Origin of the sequence: Gordonia paraffinivorans (genome assembly GCF_900683595.1) — a bacterium.
Classification (GTDB): Bacteria; Actinomycetota; Actinomycetes; order Mycobacteriales; family Mycobacteriaceae; genus Gordonia; species Gordonia paraffinivorans.
Genome location: NZ_CAACYD010000007.1, coordinates 922,368 through 945,927 on the forward strand (window position 1 = coordinate 922,368; position 23,560 = coordinate 945,927).

Consider the following 23,560-nt stretch of genomic DNA (forward strand, 5'->3'; position numbering starts at 1 on the left):
GGGTCCCCCGACGCGTCGGGATCAGATCGACAGCTTCGTCGGCGACGAACGGTTGGCGCCCTCGCCCTGGGAGCCGTCGCCGACCTGGCCGCTGCGGTTGAAGCCCCAGCAGTACACCGACTCCGATGCCATCGCGCACGAGGTGCCGTTGCCGGTGGCGATCGAGGTCACGTCGGCGATGTTGATGATCTCCCGGGGGACGCGGGTGGCGCCGCCGTTGGAGCCGAGCTGGTTGCGGTCGTCGTCGCCCCAGCAGTACGCCCTGGTTCCGGCGATCGCGCAGGTCGATCCCCAGTCGGTCGAGATCGCGGTGACGTCGGTCAGGTCGGCGACCTTCGTCGGCGTCTTGCGGGAGTCGGTGGTGTTGTCGCCGAGCTGCCCGTACCGGTTGGCGCCCCAGCAATGGGCTTCTCCGCCGGCCACCGCACAGGTGGTCTGGAAGTAGTTGCTGGTGTTGGTGGACGGGTCGTTGTCGTCGTCGGGCGCAGACTCGTGGTAGCCGCCGACCGCGATGTCGGTGACGTCGTCGAGGCCGTCGACCTTCACCGGCGTCGACCGCGCCTTGGTGCTGCCGTCGCCGATCGCCCCGGTGTCGTTGTTGCCCCAGCAGTAGGCGCTGCCGTCGGAGACCGCGCACGTGGTGCCGTAGGCGGTCGAGATGTCGGTGACCTTGCCCAGTCCCGACACCTTCTGGGGCCTCGACGTCCTCTCGGTGGCGTCGCCGATGCCGAGCTGGCCGTACTCGTTGTTGCCCCAGCAATAGGCGTCGGTGCCCACGACCGCGCAGGTGGTGCCCCAGCCGGTGGAGATCGCCTTCACGTCGGTCAGTCCGCGGACCCGGATCGCGTCCTCGACCGGTTCGCCGTCGGTGCCGTCGCCGACCTCGCCGTAGTTGTTGTTGCCCCAGCAGTACGCCTCGCCGGTGGTGGTGATCGCACATCCGGTTCCGACGTAGGAGTTGTCGCCGGTCAGATAGCCGCCGACGGCCACCATGGTCGCGTCGGCGACGCCGCCGACGACCTCGGGGCGCGCGTGCGGCTCGACCGTGCCGTTGCCGAGTTGGCCGGTGCTGTTGAGGCCCCAGCAATAGACCTTGCCCCCGACGACCGCGCAACTGGACCCGAAGTTGGTGCTGACCAGTGGTTGCGCGACGGTGGCGGGCGGCGGATCGTCGTCCCCGCCGAGGACCGCGACGCCGGCGATCGCGCCGGCCACCAGGACGAGCACCGCACCGAGTACGCCGGCGACGATCAGGCCGGTGCGCTTCTTCTTCGGCGCGGTCGGCGTCGGTACCGGCTGCGAGGCCGCATATCCCGGCTGCGAGTCGAACAACGGTTGCGGGCCGGACCGGTTCACATCCGCGCCCATCGCCGGCTGCGGCCCCGATGCCGCCATCGTCGGCTGTGGACCCGAAGGTCCGTTGACGACCGCGCCCGGACCGGACGGTCCGTTCACCACGGGCTGGGGACCCGACGGTCCGTTCACCATGGCCCCCGGACCCGACGGTCCGGCCGCAGCAGGTGCCGGCGGTGGCGTGTACCCGCCGAAGGGCCGGCCGAACGGTTGCTGCGCGCCGGACCCGACCCCGGCGCCTCCGACGACCGGGGGCGGAGACACCGGCGCGGCGATCGTCTGTCCGGCCGAGGCAGTGGCCTCCACGGCCTCCCGCAGCGCGGCCGCGAAGCTGCGGCAGTCGGGATACCGTGCGGCCGGGTCCTTGGCGAGCGCGCGCTGGAACACCGGGTCGAGATGGGCGAGGTCGCCGCGCAACTGCCCGATCGGGGGCACCGGGCGCTGGATGTGTCCGAGCATCACCGAGGGCTCGGACGGTCCGACGAACGGCGGCTGGCCGGCGAGCAGGGCGTACGCCGTGCACGCGAGCGAGTACTGGTCCGATCGCGGTGTGGCATCAGCGCCCTCGAGCGTCTCGGGGGCCGAGAAGGCGACGGTGCCGATGAACGAGTGGGTGCCGGTCAGGTTGGCCGAGCCGGCGAGCTTGGCGATGCCGAAGTCGAGGACGAGCGCGCGGTCGACGGCATGCGTCGCGGGGTCGCGCGTCACGAGGATGTTGGCGGGTTTGATGTCGCGATGCACGATGTGGTGCCGGTGCGCGTAGTCCAGGGCGTCGGCGACCTGTTCGACCACGTCGGCGACCTCGGCCGGCGTCAGGCGCTCCTCGGTGAGGTCCTTGCCGTCCACATAACTCATCGAGAACCACGGCGAACCGTCGGCGATGCCGTACTGGTAGATGGTGATGATGCTGCGGTGGTCGAGCTTCGCGGTGGTCTTGGCCTCGTTGGTGAAGCGCTGTGCGAACCCCGGCTGCGCGGCGACCGCCGACGAGATCACCTTGAGCGCCTCGCGTCGCTCGAGCTGCAGGTTCTCCACCAGATAGACCTCGCCCATGCCGCCTGCCCCCAGCTGGGAGATCACGCGGTAGCCGGCGATGTGGGTGCCCGGACTCAGCGGCACGGCGACACCTCTTTCCTCGGAGACGGGGGGTGTTTCGGGGTCTACGCTGGGACGGTATCCGTTCCGGGACCCTCTTGGTCATCTCCCGACCGGATGAATCCTTCGCGGTATTCGTGCTCGTGGCGGCTCTCGATGAGGGCGGCAGCGGGCCGGTGAGCTGTGCCGACGCGCCGGCCTCCCGCGTTCGCGTGCCACGCCCCGGACTCGTCACCACCCGGTCGTGACCGCCGTGGCACAATGCTCCCGTGGCAAACAACAGTGGTGACACCGGCAAGAAGCATTACGTCGACAACGGCTGGCCGAGGACCGCCGACGGCGAGGTCCTCGACCACGCGGTCTCCGAGTTCGCCACCGACATCTCGGGCGCCCTGTCGCCGTTCGGCGACACGGAGTTCCCGATCCCGGCGGACGAGCTGCCCTTCGTCCAGCCGAAGACCGTCGTCAACCGCTGACGCCGATGCCGGCCTCCCGGACTGACGGCGGGGCGGACCGACGCGATGACACCGGCCTGACCCACATCGACAGCACGGGCTCGGCCCGGATGGTCGACGTCGGCGACAAGGCGACGACGAAGCGTCGTGCCGTCGCCGGCGGCACCTTCCACACCACCTCCGAGGTCATCGGACTCCTCAGCGAGGCGAAGCTGCCCAAGGGAGATGTGCTCGCGACCGCGCGCATCGCCGGGATCATGGCGGCCAAGCGCACCGACGAGCTGATCCCGCTCTGCCATCAACTGGCGTTGTCCTCGGTGGAGATCGACTTCGCCATCGGTGCCGACACCATCGACGTCATCGCGACCGTCGCCACCTCCGGCCAGACGGGCGTCGAGATGGAGGCCCTGACCGCGGTCGCGGTCACCGGGCTCACACTCCACGACATGGTCAAGGCCGTCGACCGGAACGCCCGGATGGACGGAATCCGGTTGCTGCAGAAGACCGGCGGAAAATCCGGCGACTGGTTCCGGGACGAGTCGCCGTCCGGATCATGACGTCCGCCGAACCCCGCCGCGCGCGGGTCGTCGTCGCCTCGACCCGCGCGGCCACCGGCGTCTACGAGGATCGGACCGGGCCCGTCATCGAGACCTGGCTCACCGAGCAGGGGTTCGACGTCGACGGCCGTGTCGTCGTCCCCGACGGGCCACCGGTCGGGGTCGCCCTGCGCGCCGCGATCTCCGACGGCATCGACCTCGTCCTCACGACCGGCGGGACCGGGTTGTCGCCCACCGATCGCACCCCCGAGCAGACCCGCACGGTGCTCGACTTCGAGATCCCCGGCCTCGCCGACGCCATCCGGGCCGCCGGGCTGCCCCAGGTGCCCACGGCGGTGTTGTCCCGCGGCGTCGCGGGCGTTGCGGGGGCCACGCTGGTGGTGAACCTGCCAGGGTCGACCGGCGGTGTCCGCGACGGTCTCGGCGTTCTCGCCGGGGTCGTACACCATGCTCTCGAGCAGATCCGTGGCTCGGATCACTGACGCATTCGGCTCTCTGACGCCTCCGGCCTCTGAGGACCGGACCCCTCCTCCAGCGACGTCCCGCACTTTCCCAGACAGAACAGGATTCACCGATGACCGTAGTCGTGCACACCGCGGTGTCCGAGCAACCGATCTCGCTGGCCGAGCACGAGGCGATGGTCGCCGAGGCCGCCGGCGGGAAGGCCGGCGCGGTGGTCGGATTCGTCGGCACGGTTCGCGATCACGACGGCGGCCGTACCGTCACCGCGCTCGACTACTCCGGACACCCGACGGCGCCGAAGGTGCTCGCCGAGGTCGTCGAGGAGGTGTCCGACGTCGACGGGGTCCGGGCGGTCGCGGTGTCGCACCGGATCGGCGCGCTCCGGATCGGGGATGTGGCGTTCGTGGTGGCGGTGGCGGCCGATCATCGTCGCGCGGCCTTCGAGACCTGCTCCCGGCTCGTCGACGAGGTCAAGGATCGCCTGCCGGTGTGGAAGCACCAGTTCTACGGCGACGGCACCGAGGAGTGGATCAACTCGGCGTAGGTCGCCTACCGACCCGCAGAATTGGAAAAGGGCCCCGCACGGAGATCGATCAACGTGCGGGGCCCTTCGTCTGGGTCCCTCTGCGGGCGCGGATCGTGTCCGCGCCGCTGCAGATCAGGAAGCTGTCACAGATCAGGGATTGGGCAGCAGGTGCTTGTTGTCGTTGAACAACTTGATCTGGTCGGGGCTCAGCGACACACCGCTGTTCTTGGCGGCATTCCAGAGGTTCTTGACCTCGGGGCTCACGCCGGCCTCGGTGAGCGCGTCGGTGACCAGGTTGGCCACGTCCTCGGTGCTCTTGGCCTCGGGGGCCTTCACGAAGCTGAAGCTGCCGTTGCCGTCGAGCTGCGGGGCGATCGACTTGGGAGCCGGGACATCGGTGGGAGCGGTCCGCGGGGTGTGACCCGACAGGACGGTGCCGCAGGTCGGCCAGGCGCCCTTGCCCTGGTTGGCGAGCACGCGCTCGGCGACGACGATCTGCTCCTCGCGGGTGGCCTGGTCGGCGGTCGGGGCGAACTCGCCGCCGCCGTGTGCGGTCCAGGTGCTCGGCGAGAACTGCAGGCCGCCGTGGTAACCGTTGCCGGTGTTGATGGCCCAGTTGCCGCCGGACTCGCACTGCGCGACCTGATTCCACTCGGCGTCGGTGGCGGCGTTGGCGGTACCGGTGCCCAGGAGAGCGGCACCGCCGCCGAGGACAGCGCCGGTGAGCGCGACCTTGGTGATGGTCTTGGTGGTAGAGCTGGTCGTCTGCTTGCGATGACGTCCGGACATAGATCAGTTTCCTCTCTCCACGCGCCTACGAAGTCAGCTGTCGGGTTCGAGCGAGAGGCTGCTCGGCCCCGGTGCGTCGCCGCGGAGTGTTAACCGCGGTTCTGCGCCCGGGACTTAACCCCAAGGGCACCTGGTCGGTGCCCGGTCTCAGGGGATGAGGTGGGTCCCCCGTCCTCGCTCCTAGATTCTTGCGGTCGTCCCTACCGGCGGAGCGAGGCTCGGCGCGGCCGGCAGGACGTATGTCTTGTTTCCTTACCGTGACCTTCGAGAAGGTCGCTTCGTACAGTACGTCGTTCGATCGAGCGATTCACCTGCTTGTGCGCAACCGATTTTCGCGTCGAAACCTGGTCTCTCGACCAACTATCGGCGTCATCGCAGTTCATCGGGGTGGATGCGTTCCCGTGCCCATCTCGTTACCCGTCCGTTATGTGACGAAGGTCACAAGTGAACTGTAGTGTCAGCCACCGGCGAACGGGGGAAGAACATCCAGCGTCGTGCAGGTGCCGAGCTGTTGTGAACGGTCGGTGAGCGCGATCTCGTCGCGCAGGTACGAGCACCGATCGAGAACCTTGCGAAGTTCGTCGTTGCCGCGGGCCAGCTGCGTCTCCAGCTCGCCCAGGGTCGTCGACGTGGCGACGTCGACGACGGTCTCGTCGGTGCCGGCCGCCGCGCGCGCCGCGGCGAAGAATCGGACGGTGAGCTGCATGGGCTGCGAGCCTATCCGCCGATCGCCGACATCGGCCGGTCGGGCTGCCGATAGCCGTCGGCGTTCACCTCGTGGCCGGCGGCCTTGCGCCACATGTCGCCGCGCCAGATTGCGGCGATCGCGGCGTCGATCTCCTCGTCCGGCAACGTCCGCAGGACGGTACGCACGTCGGACTCCGACGTCGCGAACAGGCAGTTGCGCAACGAACCGTCGGCGGTGAGCCGGGTGCGGTCGCAGTCGCCGCAGAACGGACGCGTCACCGAGGCGATCACCCCGACCCTCGCCGGGCCGCGCGGCGTCCGGTGCCCGTCGACGACCCACGTGGCGGCCGGGGCGCTTCCGCGCGGGGCCGGATCGGGCAGCAGGGTGAACCGGGTGCGCAGCGTCGCGAGGATCTCGTCGGCGGTCACCATCCGGGCCCGTTGCCAGGCGTGATCGGCGTCGAGTGGCATCTGCTCGATGATGCGGAGCTCGTAGCCGTGATCCAGGCAGTAGGCGAGGAGATCGGGGAGAGCGCCGAGATCCGCGCGGTCGGGAACCACGGCGTTGACCTTCACCGGGTCGAGCCCGGCGCGCTTGGCCGCGGCCAGGCCGGCGAGGACGTCGTCGAGGCGGTCGCGGCGGGTGATCTCGGCAAAGCGTTCCCGGTCGACGGTGTCGAGGGAGATGTTGATCCGCTGCAGTCCGGCGGCGACGAGCCCGTCGATCCGCCTGGTGAGGCCGAGTCCGTTGGTGGTCATCGCGATCTCGGGACGCGACGGGAGGCCGGCGACCGCGGCGATGATCTCCTCGAGGTCGCGACGCAGCAGCGGTTCGCCGCCGGTGAAGCGGATGCGTTCGATGCCGAGGTCGCGCACGGCGACGGTCAGCACGCGGATGAACTCGCCGGTCGTCAGGACCGAATCGCCGGGCATCCAGTCCAGACCCTCGGCAGGCATGCAGTACGTGCAGCGCAGATTGCAGCGGTCGGTCACCGACACGCGCAGATCCCTCGCCACCCGGCCGAAGGTGTCGCGCAGCGGCCCGTCGGAGGGCACGCCGGCGGTCGGCGCACCGGCCGACGACGGGCGGGGCGCCGGGATTCCCAGCCCGACCGTGCTCATGACGACCTGTCGGTCACGTGGCGTTCGGCTCCTTGCGGGCCTCGAGCGCCCGGAAGGTGCTGGCGTGGAAGACGAGCGGCTCCACGCCCGGGTCGGCCCGCAGGGTGTCGATCTCGAGCAGCACGACGGTGTGGTCGCCGGCCTGGATCTCGTTGTGGATCGTGCAGGACAGGTGCGCGGCCGCGTGGGGCACGAAGACTGCGCCCTTCTCCGTCGTCAGCGGGGTGATGCCGGCGAAACGGTGCTCTGCGGGGCCGGCGAGCTGCTTGCACAGGTCGGTCTGGTGACCCGCGAACACGCTCACGCCGATGGCCGGCGCGGTACGGATCAGCGGCCACGTGCTCGACGTGTTCTGCACGCACACCGACACCAGCGGAGGGTCCAGGGAGACCGTCGTGAACGAGCTCGCCGCCATTCCGATCAGCGTGGCCGAATCTCCCTCGCCCCGCCGGGTGCACACCGCCACGACCCCCGACGGGAAGCAGCTGTAGGCCGCCCGCAGGGCCTTCGAGTCGGAGACTGGGGCGAGATCTGGGATGGTGTCGATGGTCGCGGTCACGGGGTCCTCACCTGGCTCGGCGTCCGGTACGGAGTGCGTGCACGAGGCCGAGCAGAAAACCCAGCGGCGCACACATTGTCAGCAGGTAGACGGCGGTCGGGGCGGTGTCGCCGCCGGTCACCAACGGGGTCACGAACAGTGCCACGAGAGCGACCAGTCCGATCGCGAAAACAATCACTGCGGCCTGCAGCAACCGCGGGGACGTCGTCTTCTGCATGGCCTCTACGGTAGTCCAACGCCGCGCACGGCGACGCCGCGAAGGAGTTCGGCACGGTAATGGTGTGACCGCATGGTGGCCCGTTGGCTACGATGGTCGCGCAGACGCCTTGCATCCGTCTGGGCCCCGAACGGAATCCCGCCGTGGGGCTGCTGCGATGGGTGATGGCGTCTTTTGTTGTGACAGGCTGATCTCTCGCGGATCAACGACACAGATGAGGGTGATCACAGTGCCGACCGGCAAGGTGAAGTGGTACGACGCGGACAAGGGTTTCGGCTTCCTCTCGCAGGAGGACGGCGAGGACGTCTACGTCCGTGCATCCGCACTGCCCGACGGGGTCGAGGCACTCAAGCCCGGTCAGCGCGTCGAGTTCGGCATGGCCGCGGGGCGTCGGGGTCCGCAGGCCCTCACGGTGACGATCCTGGATCCGGCGCCGAGCGTCGCCAAGAACGTCCGCGAGGCCGCGCGCAAGGACGCCAAGCGGCACTCGCCGGACGAGCTGCACGGCATGGTCGCCGACCTGATCACCCTCCTCGAGACCAAGATCCAGCCGGACCTGCGCAAGGGCCGTTTTCCGGATCGCAAGACCGCGCACCGGATCTCCGAGGTCGTGCGCGCGGTGGCACGCGAACTCGAGCGGTAGTCCGCTCTGACGAGACGAGAGCCGCGCCCGGACACATCCGGTGCGCGGCTCTTCGCTTTCTCGGTGCCTTCGCGGTCAGTCGACGATCTGCTGGAAGTCGGCCGGTGAGGTGTCGGCGGTGAGGACCCCGCGGTCGTAGGTGACGTTGTCCCCGATGAAGACGCCCGACGGCGGCAGGACGGTGATGCCGACCAGGATCTTCTCCGGGGTGGATCGGAGCGGCACCGAGTGGGTCGTGCCCGCGTCGAACTTGTCCTCGTCCTCGTCGATGCCCGCGCCGGGAACCCAGTAGACGGTCTGTAGGCGCCAGGGGGATTCGGCGATCTCGGCCGAGACGGTCAGCAGGATGGTCTCGCCGACCGGCACGGGCACGCGGGGCGTCGGGCGTTGCGGTTGGTCGGCCGCCGGGGCGCACTTCTCCAGGAACAGGTCGCACCACCGGGCCGGCTCCACGGTGTAGAGGTCGCTGCCGACAGCGATGTGCAGGTAGGGCTCGTGCTCCTTGTCGCTGTTGCGGGTCAGGAGGAACACCGACGTCGCGACGACGACCACGAACACCACGACCACCGCCGCGATGATGGAAAGGGCCTTCTTCTCACCACTGCTGATCACGGTAGGCGATGTCCTGTCTGATCGGGGGTGTGGTCACCCGGGTTCTCGAAGTGGGCGGTCGACGGCATGCGCGCGGTCGTCGGACGCTGCGTGTGGGGCCGGGTCGGTGCCGATCCGGGGCCGGCGCGGCGGGTGCCCGGACCGTCGGCACGTGACCGGGAATCGGCGTGTGAGCGGGACTCGGTGCCGGCCGCGCGGAAGGAGACGGTCGGGGCCGCGTGGTCCGGGCGGCGTCCGCCGAGGCCCGGCACCAGCGACGACCCGCGGGTGGTCATCACCGTCTGCAGAAGTCCCAGGCCCAGCAGGACCGACACCACGGTGAAGCCGATCCACAGCGTCGGCGGCAGCAGCACGCCCAGCGACGCGCCGAACACCCACGACAGCTGCAGCACCGTCTCCGAACGCCCGAACGCCGAGGCGCGCGACTCGTCGGGCAGGTCGTCCTGGATCGACGAGTCCAGGCAGACCTTGCCGATCGCGCTGGTGCCCGAGGCGATCAGCGCGGCGACCGCGGCCATCATGATGTTGCCGAAGATCGCGGCGAGGACCGCGACGACGAAGCAGGCGGCCGTCGACCACACGATCACGTTCGGCGGGTTCTTCAGCTCCAGCCGGGTGCCCACGCCGTTGCCGATCGCGTTGCCCACGCCCGCTGCGGCGCCGACGAGGCCGAGGAGCAGCAGCTGCGTCCAGTCGGAGGCGTTGCCCTGCTGCGCCTTGGCGTAGAAGGCCACGAACAGGGTCAGGAAGCCGGTGAGGATGCGGATGGTGCCGTTGCCCCACAGGCCCGCGACGACGGTGCGGCCGAGGGGCTGACGCATCTTCGCCGCCAGCATCTTCGCGCCCTCGCGGGCACTGGTCGGCTCGTGTTCGGGGACCGAGGTCCGGGCCGGTTCGCCGTGGTAGGTGATGGTCGTCGGGATCTCGCCCTCGGTGACCTCTACCCACGACGGGATCCGCATGCACAGGTAGGCGCCGGCCGCCGCGACGATCGCCAGCCACAGCATCGCGCCGGGCAGGTGCAGCGGCAGGAGCTTGCCGAGCACCATCTCGACGAGTGCGGCGAGCGCGCCGCCGACGATGGTGCCGCCGATCAGGCCGAACGTGGTCAGACGGGAGTTCACCCGCGGCAGGTCGATGGTCGGTGGCACCACGCGCGGGGTGACCGCCGACTTCAGCACGCCGAACGATTTCGAGAGGACCAGCAGGCCGAGGGCACAGGGATAGAGCACCCACGGGTCGTACTCGAGCTGCTGTTTGACGTCGTTCCACTGGACGTTCGACATGATCAGCAGGGCCAGCACGACGCGCAGGCCGAAGGTCGTCGCCATCGCGATCCGACGCCCCCGCTGCAGGCGATCGAGCAGCGGGCCGATCAGCGGCGCGATGAGCGCGAACGGTGCGATCGTCAGCGCCAGGTACAGCGCGACGTTCGTCTTGGACTCGCCGGTCGCCGCGGCGAAGAACAGGGTGTTGGCCAGCGCGACGGCCATGGCGGCGTCGGCGGCGAAGTTCGCGATCACCGGGAGGGTGAGCGCGGTCAGGCCCGACTGGTCGGCCCCGTCGGCCGTGGCGGCCTTGTAGATCTTGCCGATGCCCTTGCTCGTCAGCTCGCGGCTGCGCATCGCGGCCACTCGCATCACCGTCAGCTTCTTCGGCGCGCGCGGATCGCGGTCGTTCGGCATCGCCCGGGTGGCGGACTCGTCCGACGGCGGCTGGTGGCGGTCGTCGAGCGGAGGCAGGTGGGGGTTGTGCGTCGGCGGCGGGAGATAGGCGTTACGTCCCGGCCCCGGGTTGCCCGAAGGGCCCCAGCCGGGCGCGGGACGACGCGACCGCATCTGCCGGGTCTCGTCGGCCGGATAGTTCGCCGAACCGGGGTGAGGTGCGGACCGCCGGCCGCGGTCGGCGGGTGGCGGTTGACCGTGCTGGTTCGCCGGACCCCTGGGGGTCCCGCGCCCCTCGTCGTGTCGGGAACTCCGTGGGATCACGATGTCGATTGTTCCTCATCTGCGCCCGGTGACGCTTGAAGCGGGTCGGTTGTGTGGCCCACGTCGACGATATTGCACACTGGAACCGTGACTGACGTAAGTGACGGCGGACGACTGCTCGCGGCTGTCGACATCGCTCGTGCCGCGCTGGTCGAGGAAGGCCAACAGCCCGGCGCTCACCGGCGCAGCGTCGCCGAGGGCGAATGGGCGGCCGCACATTACTTCGACGCCGAGCTCGCAGGCTACCGCGGGTGGCAGTGGTGTGTGGTGCTGGCGGGTGCGCCCGGCACCGATGAGATCACTCTCAGCGAGATCGTGCTGCTGCCCGGCGAGGGTGCGCTGCTGGCGCCGCCGTGGGTTCCGTGGGCCGACCGGGTCGCCTCCGGCGACCTCGCGCCCGGCGACCTGCTGGCCGCCGAGCCCGACGATCCCCGGCTGGTCCCCAACCACGTCGACACCGCCGACGAGTTCCGCTTCCACTCGGAGTCGCCGGACCCGGACGACGTCGGCCAGGTGGTCGGTGAGATCGGCCTCGGGCGGCGTCGTCTGCTGAGCTACGAGGGGCGCCTCGAGACCGCGCAGCGCTGGTACGACGGTGAGTACGGTCCGGGTTCGGACATGGCGCAGGCCGCACCGTACAAGTGCTGCACCTGTGGATTCTTCGTCCCGCTGTCCGGTGCCCTGCGTGCCGCGTTCGGCGCCTGCACGAACGAATACGCGGCCGACGGCCACGTCGTCTCGGCCGAGTACGGCTGCGGTGCGCACTCCGACGTCGAGGCGCCGAAGGGCGAGGGTTCGCCCGCCTATGACGCCTACGACGACGGTGCGCTGGAGATCATCGAGTTCGCCCGCGACGCCGAACCGGCCCGTTCCTGAACGACACCGCGCGTCCGATGAGCGCCGATCCGTTCGGCACCGCATCCCTGCGGACCGCGACCCTGGACGCCTGGGCCGCATCGCCCACCAGGCTCGCCGAGGACGCGGCGGCCGAATCCGATCTGGTCACGGTCGGTTACCGTGACCGGCTGCTCACCGAACTCGCGGCCAACGCCGCCGACGCGGCGGCCGCCGCCGGTGTCGCCGGCCACCTCGAGGTGTGGGCCGACGGCGACGAACTGCATGTCGCCAACACCGGCGCGCCGCTGACCGTCGAAGGTGTGCGCTCGCTGGCGGCGCTGCGGGTGTCCGCCAAGGCGCCCGCCGAGGGGCAGATCGGCCGATTCGGGGTCGGGTTCACCGCCACCGCAACGGTTTCCGACCGCGTCGAGGTGAGATCGAGGTCGGGGTCGATCGTCTTCGATCGTGAGCGGACCCTGGATGCGGTCCGCGCGGCGGGGATCCCCGTCGACGACTCCTCGGTGCCCACCCTGCGCCTCGTCTGGCCCACCGACGCCCGACCGGCCCCCGACTTCGACACCGAGGTGGTCCTGCACCTGCGTGAGCCGGCGGCCCCGCTGCTGGCGGCGATGATCGCGCAGGCGCCCGACCTCGTCGTGGAATTGTCAGCGCTGCAACGGATCACGATCTCCGGTGTGGACGTGCGGGTGGAGCGGACGCCGGGTCCCGAGCTCGACGACCCGGATGCGGTCGCCTCGGTCGTCGCGGTGACCGTGGGCGAGGACGGCGACCGTTCGGCGCGGCGATGGCTCGAGGTCGCCCGGGGTGGCACACGGTGGCTCGTCGAGGCCGACGGCGTCCCGCCCGAGCATGACGTGCTGCGTGCGCCGACCCCCACCGACATCGAGTTGAGTCTGCCCTGCCGCTGTATCACCGACCTACCGCTGACCCCGGACCGGCGACACCTGCATCCCGGTGCCGAGATCGCCGATGCCGCAGTCGGATACGTGGATCTCGTCCGGATCGTCGAGCCGGCACGGCGCGTGGAGCTCGTGCCGGAGCTCCATCTCGCGCGCAACCGGGATGACGCACGGCTCATCGAGGCGGTGCGAGCGCAGCTCCGGGACGCGGCGTGGCTGCCGGCCGCCGACGGCGGCGAGCTGATCCCCTCCCGCGCGGTCGTCCTCGTCGGGCTCACCGACCGCCTCGCGGATCTGCTCGGCGAGCACTTCGGCGATCTCGTTCACCCCGATCTCTCGATGGCGCAACATCTTCCGACACTCGGACGGCTCGGGGTCGAGGAGCTGGGGCTCGCCGCGCTCGCCGAGCGGCTCGTCGGGTTGCAGCACGAGCCGTCGTGGTGGCATGACCTGTACGACGCGCTCGCCCCGCTGGTCTCGACCGGGCGCGAGGTCGAGGAACTGGGCGCGTTGCCGGTCCCGAGGTCGGACGGCCGGATCTCCATCGGGGCGCGCGGGCTGTTCGTCAGCGACCGCATCGCCACGCCCATGCGCTGGATCCCCACCGTGCACCCCGACGCCCGCCACCCGCTGCTGGAACGGCTCGGGGTCGGGCAACTCACGGTGGCCGACGCGCTCGCGGACCCGGCGTTGCGGACGCTGGTGGCCGATGTCGATCTCGACGGGATCGACGACGACGGCCTGGCCGCCGAGATCTGCGCCGTGCTCCGCGCCGACCCCGACGCCGCGGTGCCGCCGTGGCTCGCGGAGTTGCCGTTGCGTGACACCGAGGGCGAACTCCGCCCCGCCGACGAGCTGCTGCTCCCGGACAGCCCGCTGCTCGACGTGCTCGTCGAGGACCATCCGTTCGGGGTGGTCGCCGACGACGTCGTCGCCGGATGCGGCGCCGACGAGCTGCGTCGTCTCGGTGTCGGATGGGGATTCCTCGTCGTCGAGGACGCGTTGCCCGTCGGGCCCGATCACGACCTGCCCGACGAGGAGGACTGGTGGGACTCCCTCCCCGAGGCTCCCGAGAGCCTGCGGGCGGTACGCGATCTCGACCTCGTCGACGAGGGCCGCTGGCCGGAGGCGCTGACGATGCTCGCCACCGACGAGGAGATCGCACCCCTGCTGGCCGATCGTGACGGTTACACCGCGTGGTGGCTGCGCCGGAACGCCGAGATCGACGGGCTGCTCCTGGGGGAGTACCGTGCGCCGTCGGACGACATCCTCGCCGGGATCGTCGACCCGCTCGAGCATCCACACGCCGACGCCCTGGTCGGTGCGCTCGCCCGGCTCGAGCCCGACACCGCCGACGACGCCGCGCTGCTTCTGACCAGGCTGGGGTCGGCCGACCGGGAGATCGCGGCAGGGGCGGCGGTGCTCGTGCACGCCGCGGTGGTGGCGGCGTGCCGGTCCGGTGTCGTCGACCCCGCCGACGTCGAGGTGCCGGAACGGGTGCGGACGCTGTCCGGCGCGGTGTCCGATCGCGCTGTCGTCGTCGACGAGGCGTGGTTCCTGCAGGCGCTGCCGGACGACGAGGCGGTGCTCTCCGGTCCGACGGTGAACCCGGCGGACGCCGAGGTGCTCGCGACCCTGCTCGACCTGCCGCTGGCCTCCGAGGAGTACGGGGCGAGCGTCGCCGAACCGGGCGACGCGGTCACCTGGGCACACCCGGAAGCGGTGCGGTTCACCGCCGAACGTGGGGTGGAAATACCGCGCGGTGAGGTGCGGTTGCACGACGAGCTGTGGATCACGGTGTCCGACGGCGGATCTCCGCGCGAGGTCCGCGTGCGGTGGTGGGTCGACGCCGCCGGCGTGACGCACCTCGAGCGTCGAGGTCGCTGAACAGGACAGTCGGGCCGAGGGCTCGTTCCCGGGCGGAAAGCGTTCCGCGGGAGTGCTTTCCGGGCGGTGAGAACCGGCGAACCGCGGTCTCAGGAACTGTCGCCGGCCGCATCGATTCCCGCGGTGAGGATCGATGCCAGCTGCCGGTAGGCCGCGGCGTCGTCGAGTCCCGTCGCGGCATGGACCTCGCGACGCTGGATTCGGCTCATCATCGACGCGGCGAGGTCGGCGGCGAATGCCGCGTTCACGTTGCGGAACTCGCCCGCCGCCACGCCTTCGGCGATCAGCTCCTGCACGCGGGTGGCGGCCGCACGGGTGTTGAGCTCGTAGAGGGCTCGGGTGGGCGCGAAGGCGTCCAGGTCGCGCATGAACGCCTCCGACGCCGGGGACAGGGCCTCGCCGACCGCCACCAGGTAGGCGATGACGGCCTCGCGGGGGCCCTCGGCCGCCACGACCCGTGCCTCGACCTGCTCGGTCGCGGTGCGGAAGAAGTGGGTCACGGTGGCCGTCACCAGCTGCTCCTTGCTCGCCGCGAGCGTGTACAGCGTCGACTTGGAACAGCGCAGCTCGGTGGCGATGTCGGCGATGGACAGGTGGGCGAAGCCGTCCCGCAGGATCAGCTCGAGCAGGGCGTCGAACAACGCGGCACGACGACGCGTGGCGAATCCCTCGCGCGGCACGCGGCCACCTCCTCCCTCACCCGACCCACGACCACCGTGGCTGTACGGACGGCTGCCGAAATAGTACTGTGCAGAGGACTTGAGTACTAGTTCAGTTACCTGAACGCTGTGAACATGGAGGTTCCGATGCCGGTCGACCGTCTACTTCCCAACGACGAGGCCCGCGACCTGATCGCGCTGGTCCGCGACATCGCCGACAAGCGGATGGCGCCGATCGCCTCCGAGTACGAGAAGCAGCGCAAGTACCCCGAGGGCCTCTTCGCCGAGCTGGGTGAGGCGGGCCTGCTCGGCCTGCCGTACCCGACGGAATGGGATGGCGGCGGCCAGCCGTACGAGGTGTACCTGCAGGTCCTCGAAGAGCTCGGCGCGCGCTGGGCATCGGTCGCCGTCGCGGTGAGCGTGCACGGACTCGCGAGTCATCCGCTGTTCAACTTCGGCACCGAGGAGCAGAAGGAGAAGTGGCTCCCGGACCTGTTGAACGGCAAGATCATCGGCGCCTACAGCCTCAGCGAGCCGCAGGCCGGGTCCGACGCCGCCGCGCTCACCTGCCGCGCCACCCCGACCGACGGCGGTTACTCGATCACCGGTTCCAAGGCGTGGATCACCCACGGCGGGATCGCCGACGTCTACAACCTGTTCGCCCGCACCGGCGAGGGGTCGAAGGGCGTGTCCTGCTTCTTCGTCGCGCGCGACACCGAGGGGCTGACCTTCGGCAAGCCCGAGGACAAGATGGGCCTGCACGCGGTCCCGACCACCGGTGCGTCCTACGACGGCGCCTTCGTCGAGGAGGGACGCCGGCTCGGTGCCGAGGGGCAGGGTCTGCAGATCGCCTTCTCGGCACTGGATTCCGGGCGCCTGGGCATCGCTGCGGTCGCGACCGGCCTCGCGCAGGCCGCGCTCGACGCCGCCGTCGAATATGCACAGGAGCGAACCGCGTTCGGCCGCAAGATCATCGACCATCAGGGCCTGAACTTCGTGCTCGCCGACATGGCGGCCGCGGTCGACTCGGCCCGCGCCACCTACCTCGACGCCGCCCGTCGCCGCGACGCCGGCAAGGAGTACTCGCGCGCCGCGGCGACCGCCAAGCTCGTCGCCACCGATGCCGCCATGAAGGTCACCACCGACGCGGTCCAGGTCTTCGGCGGCGCCGGCTACACCCGTGACTTCCCGGTGGAGCGGTACATGCGCGAGGCCAAGATCACCCAGATCTTCGAGGGCACCAACCAGATCCAGCGCCTGGTCATCGGGCGCGCGCTGACGAAGTAGCCCAGACCGAAAGCAGATCGCCACCTCCGCCGTCGATTCGCATGCGAATCCTTCGGAGGTGGCGATCTCGTTCCGGGGCGAGCGGGCCTAGGCGCCGATGTAATAGAAGGCGCGTCCGTCGAGTCGGCGGAACGACGGTCCGCCGAGCTTGACGATCAGCTTGAGGGCCGACGGGATGCGAGCGTTGACGTCGGCGAGGTGCTCGCCGTGGAGTCCCTTGAGGAACAGGGGCCCGACCTTCGTCATCTCGCGCAGGCCGTTGGACCGCTGCATCTTCGCCTCGAAGTCGGCCCAGTCCTGCGGCGTCATGCGGCGCTGCACGATGGCGAGCGCATCGGTCTCCTCATGGGCGAGGTGGGCGTCGAGGACCGTCACGGCCTCCGACAGGACAGCGGAGAGTCGTGAACGCGTCTGCTCGTCCGGATTCTCGAGGAGCGCGGCGAATCCGGCGGCGGCCTTCTCCAGCAGCGGGTCGATCATGTCGTGTTCGGCGTCCATCGCCTGCAGGACCACTCTCTCCGCCTCGTCCGCACGCTCCTCGAGGACCGGCCACAGCTCGAAGTCCTCGCCGGTGTGATGGTGGTGGAGCGCACGGGAGAACAGGTCCCACCGGCGGGCCAGCGCCTTCCACGTCCCTGCATCGTGGAGCGGGGTGACCGGCACCGCCGCGGCGAAGTCGGTGAGATCGCGACGGAACGCGTGATGCATCACGTACATCATGAACGGGTCCACCGGGCCCTGCGGCGCGGCGGCCTGTCCGGGCAGACGCAACTGCACGGGGTGGACGGAGGTGGCGACGGGGGGTCTTCATCAGAGGGCTCTCGCTTTCGTGTCGGTGGTTCTGGAAGGTGATGGGACCACCTTCGTGGCCAGGACTTGCGGCGCACTTGGAGGCGGCTTGCGGGGCCTGTCTGCGCAGGTGGGAGGCGTCGCAGGGTCGGTCGGACGGATGGTTGCCGAAGCCGGGATAAGGTTGGGCACGCGACGCGATCGGTACGAGCAGGAAGGCCGGTGACGGATGTTCATATCGCCGACCCGGATCGACGAGAACATCTGGGAATGGGTCGTGACCCACCGCACCGAACCGTGGAACACCATCGCCGAGGTGATCACCACCTTCGGCGACACGGTGACCATCACCGTGATCACGGTTCTGGCGGTCCTGGCACTCGCGGCGGCGCGGCGCACCGCCGACGCGGTCTACGTCGCGGCCGGCACCATCGTCGGTTTCGCGATCTCGCAGGCGCTGAAGTTCGGGTTCGCGCGCAACCGTCCGCCGGTCGAGGACCGCCTGCTCAACATCGACACCTTCTCCTACCCGTCGGGCCACTCGATGATGACGATGATCGTGTTCGGTCTGTGCGCGGTCGTCGCCTACCGGTCCTTCGCATGGGTCCGTGCTCACCGATGGGTGCTGCTGCTCGCCCCGCTGCTGTCGATCCTGGTGGGGCTCACCCGAATCGAACTCGGCGTGCACTGGACCACCGACGTCCTCTCGGGCTGGCTGTTCGGCGCCATCTGGGTGTGGATCTGCACGCAGATGCTGCTCCGATACGAGAACCGCGCTCGCGCAGATCTTCCCGTCGGTGAGGCCGACCGGGAGGAGACGGCGGGAAATAGTCCGCACGGGGGATAGTCGTCCGGGTCCTCCTGGGTTTGACTGTGGGGATGTCGCACACGGGTGATGGACAGTCCGGTTCGCCGGTGCCCGATCCGGACGAGTCACCCACGGTGATCGAGCCCCGGGCGGTCCGCCCCGGGCCGGAACCCCCGACGGTCGTGCCCGGCGTGTCGCTGAGCAAGGACGTCGCATCCGATCCGGCCCCGCCCGCGCCTCAGCCCGAGCCCCCGACGGCAGTGCCCGGCGTCTCGCTGAGCAAGGACGTCGCATCCGATCCGGCCCCGCCCGCGCCGTCCGGAGGCATCCCCGCCCAGCCCGATCCGTATGCCGCGACCCAGTCGGTACCCACCGCGTACGGACCCGGGCCGGCCATGCCGCAGCCGGGACAGAGTCCGTATCCGGGGATGGCTCCGACATCGGGTCCTCCCGGCCCGACTCCTCCCGGGTATCCGACGGCCGGATACCCGGCCCAGGGATACCCGCCGGGCGGATACCCGCCCCCGGGATACCCGCCAGGAGCTCCGCAGTCCGGATGGCAACCGCCGCAACCGCGACGCTCGAACACCAAGGCGTACGCGATCACCGGTATCGCATTGGCATGCGTGCTCGCCCTGGTAATCGGCGGCGTGGTCTGGTGGAAGACGTCGCGGTCCCCGGACGACCCGGAGTTGGTCGCCGGTCAGCTGACCGGCTCGTTCCCGACCACGCCGAGCGCGGCGTGGAGGATCGACTCGGCATCGGTGGGTGGGGAGGCGTTCGTGTCGGTGCTGTCGCAGGAGTCCCAGTACCGGACCAGTGGCGCCGCCCATGACGACGACACCCTGGTGACCCTCGTCAGCGGCCCGGGCACGGCAGACGGCCCGACGCGGCGCGTGCTCGGGGTCGACGTCGAGACCGGTGGCCGGTGGATCTTCGACAAGCCGGTCACGTCATGCTCACCGTCGATCGTCGACCACACCATCGCCTGTCTCGGCGACGCCACGGCGTACTTCATCGACACCCGCACGGGACAACAGACCGGCGCGGCGCCGGCACCGGCATCCGCGTTCGGCATCGCATACAACGGCAAAGCCGCATACGTGCGCACTTTCGGCGGCGGAGCCGGACGCTCGGTGACGTTCCAGAAGATCACCCCGAGCGGCACCGAGTGGGAGCGCGTGGTCGAATTGCCCGAGGCACTCCCCACCGGGGACAGTTCGCAGTTCATCGCCACCGAGCACTTCGTCGCCAGCGCCGACGGTGTCGTGGCGGTGGTCTCGGCGGACGACGGGCGAGAAGTCCTCGCCCGTCCGGGCCGAACCGGCATGGACGCGTTGTCGGACGGCTCGCTGCTCGTGACGACCGGACGCATGGTCGGCGACATGCCGGAGAACGGACCGCTCGTACGCATCCGACCCGACGGCACCACCGACGAGATCGCCGGCGCGACCGCATCGGCACCGGTGGTCGCGACCCCGGGACAGGAGGGGCGCGTCCTGATCGACACCGCGTACACCGATCTGGCCGACGGGGACCGGCTGTGGTCGATGCAGGGGCTGCAGCAGTATTCGTCGCCCGAGCTCGCGGTCGCCGACGACCGGGAGGTCGTGGTGCGGGACAACGGGAAGATCATCTCGGTGGACACCCGGACCGGGCAGGAACGGTGGACGTCGCCGGCCGGAAGGGCCTACGGCTCCACGTCTCACTCGGTGACCGACGGTGAACGGCTCATCACCCCGACGGCAGAAGGCGGTCTCGTCGCGCTCGATCTCGAAGGCGGCGCGGCGGCGTGGACCCTCCCGGCAGCCTCGCTCGGAAACGTTCCGCCCGCTGGGGACTCGACGCCCCGGGCGGCGCTCACCTTCGCACTCGGCGACCGCCTCGTGACGCTGACCAGCACCGCGATCACCGGCTTCGCGCCGACCGGTCCGCGCGCGATTGTCCCCGGCACCGAGCGCCGGTCGGCGACCGGTGACGGCGGAACCACCTACGTGACGCCCTGCGGTTCGCCGCCGGTGTTCGAACCGCAGTCCTTCCGCACAGCCTCGGGCGGGCTCGTGGTCACGTTCAAGGTGACGGCGAAATGCCCGGGCGGAGACGTGCTCTACGGGCCGCAGACGCGGATCACCATCTCCGACGGCAGCGGGCTCATCGCCTCGGGCAACTTCGACTTCCAGCGGTCACCGGTTGCGGTGCCGTCGCTCGACGACGCGGGCTCCGGCCTGACGCTGGAGCTGACCTATCCGCCGGGCAGCTTCTTCCGGCTCCCCGACACCCTCCCGGACGGGACATCCGCCGAGCCCGGTACGGCCGGGTCCGGTTCCGGCGAATCGAATGACGGCGGCGGCCGGTACCTCGTCGACTGCGACAAGGGCCCGACATCGGGTGCGCCGCCGTCGCTGACGGTGCCGGAGTCAGGCACGTCGTCGGCGTCCGCGGTGGCGACCGGTCCGGCCCTGCCCGCGGGCGCGGATGTGACCGCGAGCAGCGCGAACGCCTTGCGTCTCCAGGCCGATTCCGATCGCGCGTTCATCCTGGCCAACCTGAACAACCGGTGGGTGGCGCAGCTGAGTTCCAAGCGCCCGGGCCTCGTCGCCGACGGTCGCACCTGGGACGACCAGGCGATCCTCGACGAGTTCCTGGCACTTCGGCTGCGGTTCAACGATGTTCGGCTGCTCTACAGCGACGAGTGGCCGATCTTCTCCTATTCCGGCTGGTGGGTGACCGTGGCCGCGGCGACGTTCCCCGGCCCGGCCGAGGCCAACAACTGGTGCCGCGCCCAGGGCTTCGACCCCGACCACTGCTTCGCCAAGCTGATCCGCACCACCGGAGGGCCGGAGGGGACGACGGTCTACTGGAAGTAGCCACCCGACGGTCGTGGGCCGCGATACGGTCGGGGCATGGACTTCTCTCCGTCACCAAGGTCCGCCGAGCTCACCGAGCGGGTGCGGGCGTTCGTCGCCGACAAGATCGAACCCGCCGAAGCCGAGATCCATCGGGACATCAAGAAACGTCGTGACGAGGGCGGCGACCCGTGGACGCCGTCGCCGCTGATCGCCGACCTGCAGCAACAGGCTCGCGCGGAAGGGCTCTGGAATCTCTTTCTGCCCGCGGCGCACGCCGGCCGGTATGCGGCGGACTTCGGCACCGATGGGGGAGAGGGCCTGTCGAACATCGACTACGCGCCGATCGCGGAGGCCATGGGGTCGTCGGCGCTGGCGCCCGTGATCTTCAACTGCAACGCGCCGGACACCGGCAACATGGAGGTGCTGCTCCGCTACGGCACCGAGGAGCAGCGGAAGGAATGGCTCGAACCGCTGCTGCGCGCGGATATTCGCAGCGCCTTCTGCATGACCGAGCCGGCAGTCGCGTCGTCGGACGCCACCAACATGGCGGCGAGCGCGGTACTCGACGGCGACGACGTGGTCATCAACGGCACCAAGTGGTTCTCCACCGGCGTCGGGCATCCCGACTGCAAGGTGCTGATCTTCATGGGCGTCACCGATCCGCAGGCCGACCGGCACTCGCGGCACACCATGGTGCTCGTCCCCATCGACACCCCCGGGGTGAAGGTCGAGCGGATGCTCACCACGATGGGCTATTTCGACGAGCCGTTCGGCCATGGTGAGGTCAGCTTCGACAACGTGCGCGTCCCGGCGTCGAACATCCTGCTGGGTCCGGGGCGGGCGTTCGAGATCGCGCAGGGACGCCTCGGCCCCGGTCGCGTCCACCACTGCATGCGCGCGATCGGCCTCGCCGAGCGGGCGCTGGAACTCGGTGTCCGGCGAGCGCTTTCACGCGAGGCGTTCGGCAAGCGGCTCGCCAAGCTGGGCGGCAACAGCGAGCGCATCGCCGACGCCCGCATCGCGATCAACCGCTCGCGGCTGCTGGTCCTGCACGCGGCGTGGCTGCTCGACCAGGGCATGAGCCGGGAGGCGTTGTCGGCGGTCAGCGAGATCAAGGTCGAGGTGCCGAACATGGCGCTGTCGGTCATCGACATGGCCATCCAGTTGCACGGCGGCGCCGGCATGACCGACGACTTCCCACTCGCCCAGGCATGGGTCGGCGCGCGGTCGCTGCGCCTGGCCGACGGTCCGGACGAGGTGCACCGCAACGTGGTCGCCCGACTGGAGCTGGGCAAGTACCGCTGACACCCCGTTGATCGAACACGACCCAATCGCACGAGAGGAAGCACCGAACACGATGGCAGACGAGGTGGCCGGGGCCAGCGCGGTCCGGGACGAGGATGCGTTCGACGTCGAGGCCGTGGCGTCCTGGCTGCGTGCCGCCGCACCGGACGTCGAGGGGCTCGACGCCGTGCCCGAGGTACGCCAGTTCTCCGGCGGCGCATCGAATCTCACGTTCCTGCTGCGCTACCCGACGCGCGACCTGATCCTGCGTCACGCGCCGCGCGGGACCAAGGCCAAGGGCGCGCACGACATGCGGCGCGAGTACCGCATCCAGTCCGAACTCGCCGACGTGATCCCGTACATCGCGCCGATGATCGCGTTCTGCGACGACCCGTCGGTGCTCGGCGCCGACTTCTACGTCATGGGGCGGATCGACGGGGTGATCCCGCGCAAGGAGTGGCCGGCCGATGTCCCGCTCAGCCCCGAGCAGGCCCGGCAACTGTGCTTCAACTTCATCGACACCCTCGTCGAGGTGCACTCGGTGGACGTCACCAAGACGGGCCTGGGCGACCTCGGGAAGGGCCCCGGCTATGTGAAGCGGCAGGTCGGCGGTTGGATCACGCGCTTCCGCAACGCGCACACCCCCGACGTCCCCGACCTCGAGACGTCGATGGGCTGGCTCGAGGCGAACCAGCCCGACGACGTCGGGAACTGCGTCATCCACAACGACTTCAAGCTCGACAACGTCGTCCTCGACAAGAACGACCCGACCAAGGTCATCGGCATCCTCGACTGGGAGATGGCCACGCTCGGCGATCCGCTGATGGACGTCGCGGGGTCGATGGCGTACTGGATCCAGGCCGACGACTCCGACGCCCAGAAGATGATGCGCCGCGTGCCGACGCACCTGCCGGGCATGATCACCCGTGCGGAGTTCGTCGAACGCTATTGCGAGCGCATGGGTTTCGAGATGACCCCGGACAAGTGGCGCTGGTACGAGGCGTTCGGCCTGTTCCGTGCCGCCGTGATCGCCCAGCAGATCTACTACCGCTACTACCACGGCCAGACCCACAACGAGGCGTTCGCGTTCCTCGGTGAGGCCGTGAAGTTGCTCGACGGGAGGTTGGGCGAGATCATCTACCGCGTGGGATGAGCCCGCTTCGACGGCTCACCCT

General features: G+C 70.0%; 22 protein-coding genes and 1 riboswitch. Of the genes, 12 read left to right on the forward strand and 10 right to left on the reverse strand.

The features are described 5' to 3' along the window. Positions 1-21: 21 nt before the first annotated feature. Positions 22-2,472, reverse strand: a complete 2,451-nt coding sequence (locus tag E1P53_RS17230) for a protein kinase domain-containing protein (protein ID WP_131735000.1) — start codon at positions 2,470-2,472, stop codon at positions 22-24. A gap of 245 nt (positions 2,473-2,717) precedes the next feature. On the opposite strand from E1P53_RS17230, the gene E1P53_RS17235 reads away from it, so the two are divergent. The 4 genes from E1P53_RS17235 to E1P53_RS17250 all read left to right on the forward strand — a co-directional run bounded on the left by E1P53_RS17235 (position 2,718) and on the right by E1P53_RS17250 (position 4,466). Further along, positions 2,718-2,924, forward strand: coding sequence for a hypothetical protein (locus E1P53_RS17235; protein WP_131735001.1), 207 nt, complete (start codon positions 2,718-2,720; stop codon positions 2,922-2,924). A gap of 5 nt (positions 2,925-2,929) precedes the next feature. Next, positions 2,930-3,460 carry a cyclic pyranopterin monophosphate synthase MoaC gene (gene moaC / locus E1P53_RS17240; RefSeq protein WP_131735002.1) on the forward strand — a complete coding sequence of 177 codons (531 nt, stop codon included), beginning with the start codon at positions 2,930-2,932 and terminating at the stop codon, positions 3,458-3,460. Beyond that, on the forward strand, positions 3,457-3,942 hold the full coding sequence (locus E1P53_RS17245; RefSeq protein ID WP_006902006.1) for a MogA/MoaB family molybdenum cofactor biosynthesis protein: 486 nt from the start codon (positions 3,457-3,459) through the stop codon (positions 3,940-3,942). Before moaC ends, E1P53_RS17245 begins: the two co-directional genes overlap by 4 nt. A gap of 92 nt (positions 3,943-4,034) precedes the next feature. Then, a complete protein-coding gene (locus E1P53_RS17250) occupies positions 4,035-4,466 on the forward strand; it encodes a molybdenum cofactor biosynthesis protein MoaE (protein ID WP_006902005.1) in 432 nt (143 codons plus the stop codon). Positions 4,467-4,598: 132 nt separating this feature from the next. Here the strand turns inward: E1P53_RS17250 and E1P53_RS17255 are convergent, their stop codons facing one another. From E1P53_RS17255 to E1P53_RS17275, 5 genes are all read right to left on the reverse strand, one after another. Further along, complete coding sequence (locus E1P53_RS17255) at positions 4,599-5,237, reverse strand: transglycosylase family protein (protein WP_006902004.1); 639 nt, start codon at positions 5,235-5,237, stop codon at positions 4,599-4,601. 6 nt (positions 5,238-5,243) lie between these two features. Beyond that, a riboswitch (cyclic di-AMP (ydaO/yuaA leader) is annotated at positions 5,244-5,440 on the reverse strand. A 254-nt stretch (positions 5,441-5,694) separates the two neighbouring features. Beyond that, on the reverse strand, positions 5,695-5,943 hold the full coding sequence (locus E1P53_RS17260; protein ID WP_006902003.1) for a MoaD/ThiS family protein: 249 nt from the start codon (positions 5,941-5,943) through the stop codon (positions 5,695-5,697). 11 nt (positions 5,944-5,954) lie between these two features. Beyond that, positions 5,955-7,046, reverse strand: coding sequence for a GTP 3',8-cyclase MoaA (gene moaA / locus E1P53_RS17265; RefSeq protein ID WP_006902002.1), 1,092 nt, complete (start codon positions 7,044-7,046; stop codon positions 5,955-5,957). A 13-nt stretch (positions 7,047-7,059) separates the two neighbouring features. Beyond that, on the reverse strand, positions 7,060-7,605 hold the full coding sequence (locus tag E1P53_RS17270) for a flavin reductase family protein (protein ID WP_006902001.1): 546 nt from the start codon (positions 7,603-7,605) through the stop codon (positions 7,060-7,062). 7 nt (positions 7,606-7,612) lie between these two features. Further along, positions 7,613-7,822, reverse strand: coding sequence for a hypothetical protein (locus E1P53_RS17275; RefSeq protein ID WP_006901999.1), 210 nt, complete (start codon positions 7,820-7,822; stop codon positions 7,613-7,615). 229 nt (positions 7,823-8,051) lie between these two features. On the opposite strand from E1P53_RS17275, the gene E1P53_RS20965 reads away from it, so the two are divergent. Then, entirely contained in the window at positions 8,052-8,465 is a 414-nt protein-coding gene (locus tag E1P53_RS20965; protein WP_040527398.1) for a cold-shock protein, read from the forward strand. A gap of 75 nt (positions 8,466-8,540) precedes the next feature. Here E1P53_RS20965 and E1P53_RS17285 read toward each other — a convergent pair whose 3' ends face one another. Together E1P53_RS17285 and E1P53_RS17290 are read right to left on the reverse strand one after the other, a co-directional pair. Further along, a complete protein-coding gene (locus tag E1P53_RS17285; protein WP_109238387.1) occupies positions 8,541-9,077 on the reverse strand; it encodes a DUF2771 family protein in 537 nt (178 codons plus the stop codon). Further along, complete coding sequence (locus E1P53_RS17290) at positions 9,074-11,065, reverse strand: MFS transporter (protein WP_131735003.1); 1,992 nt, start codon at positions 11,063-11,065, stop codon at positions 9,074-9,076. The genes E1P53_RS17285 and E1P53_RS17290 overlap by 4 nt, the downstream gene beginning before the upstream one ends. Positions 11,066-11,152: 87 nt before the next feature. On the opposite strand from E1P53_RS17290, the gene E1P53_RS17295 reads away from it, so the two are divergent. Together E1P53_RS17295 and E1P53_RS17300 are read left to right on the forward strand one after the other, a co-directional pair. Continuing rightward, complete coding sequence (locus E1P53_RS17295) at positions 11,153-11,941, forward strand: DUF3027 domain-containing protein (protein WP_006901995.1); 789 nt, start codon at positions 11,153-11,155, stop codon at positions 11,939-11,941. A 17-nt stretch (positions 11,942-11,958) separates the two neighbouring features. Beyond that, positions 11,959-14,709, forward strand: coding sequence for a sacsin N-terminal ATP-binding-like domain-containing protein (locus E1P53_RS17300; protein WP_131735004.1), 2,751 nt, complete (start codon positions 11,959-11,961; stop codon positions 14,707-14,709). Positions 14,710-14,798: 89 nt separating this feature from the next. Here the strand turns inward: E1P53_RS17300 and E1P53_RS17305 are convergent, their stop codons facing one another. Then, positions 14,799-15,389 carry a TetR/AcrR family transcriptional regulator gene (locus E1P53_RS17305; RefSeq protein ID WP_131735005.1) on the reverse strand — a complete coding sequence of 197 codons (591 nt, stop codon included), beginning with the start codon at positions 15,387-15,389 and terminating at the stop codon, positions 14,799-14,801. A 126-nt stretch (positions 15,390-15,515) separates the two neighbouring features. Here E1P53_RS17305 and E1P53_RS17310 point away from each other — a divergent pair, with 126 nt between their 5' ends. Beyond that, positions 15,516-16,655: an acyl-CoA dehydrogenase family protein gene (locus tag E1P53_RS17310; RefSeq protein WP_131735006.1), complete on the forward strand. Its 1,140-nt coding sequence runs from the start codon at positions 15,516-15,518 to the stop codon at positions 16,653-16,655. Between the two features lie 87 nt (positions 16,656-16,742). Here E1P53_RS17310 and E1P53_RS17315 read toward each other — a convergent pair whose 3' ends face one another. Continuing rightward, positions 16,743-17,432, reverse strand: coding sequence for a hemerythrin domain-containing protein (locus E1P53_RS17315; protein ID WP_131735007.1), 690 nt, complete (start codon positions 17,430-17,432; stop codon positions 16,743-16,745). A gap of 241 nt (positions 17,433-17,673) precedes the next feature. On the opposite strand from E1P53_RS17315, the gene E1P53_RS17320 reads away from it, so the two are divergent. Genes E1P53_RS17320 through E1P53_RS17335 form a run of 4 tightly spaced genes read left to right on the forward strand, consistent with a single transcriptional unit; the run spans position 17,674 to position 23,538 of the window. Next, positions 17,674-18,291: a phosphatase PAP2 family protein gene (locus tag E1P53_RS17320; RefSeq protein WP_006901989.1), complete on the forward strand. Its 618-nt coding sequence runs from the start codon at positions 17,674-17,676 to the stop codon at positions 18,289-18,291. 32 nt (positions 18,292-18,323) lie between these two features. After that, positions 18,324-21,119: an outer membrane protein assembly factor BamB family protein gene (locus E1P53_RS17325; protein WP_342353779.1), complete on the forward strand. Its 2,796-nt coding sequence runs from the start codon at positions 18,324-18,326 to the stop codon at positions 21,117-21,119. A gap of 36 nt (positions 21,120-21,155) precedes the next feature. Beyond that, positions 21,156-22,406: an acyl-CoA dehydrogenase family protein gene (locus tag E1P53_RS17330; RefSeq protein ID WP_006901986.1), complete on the forward strand. Its 1,251-nt coding sequence runs from the start codon at positions 21,156-21,158 to the stop codon at positions 22,404-22,406. A 52-nt stretch (positions 22,407-22,458) separates the two neighbouring features. Continuing rightward, entirely contained in the window at positions 22,459-23,538 is a 1,080-nt protein-coding gene (locus tag E1P53_RS17335; protein ID WP_006901985.1) for a phosphotransferase family protein, read from the forward strand. Positions 23,539-23,560 lie beyond the last annotated feature (22 nt).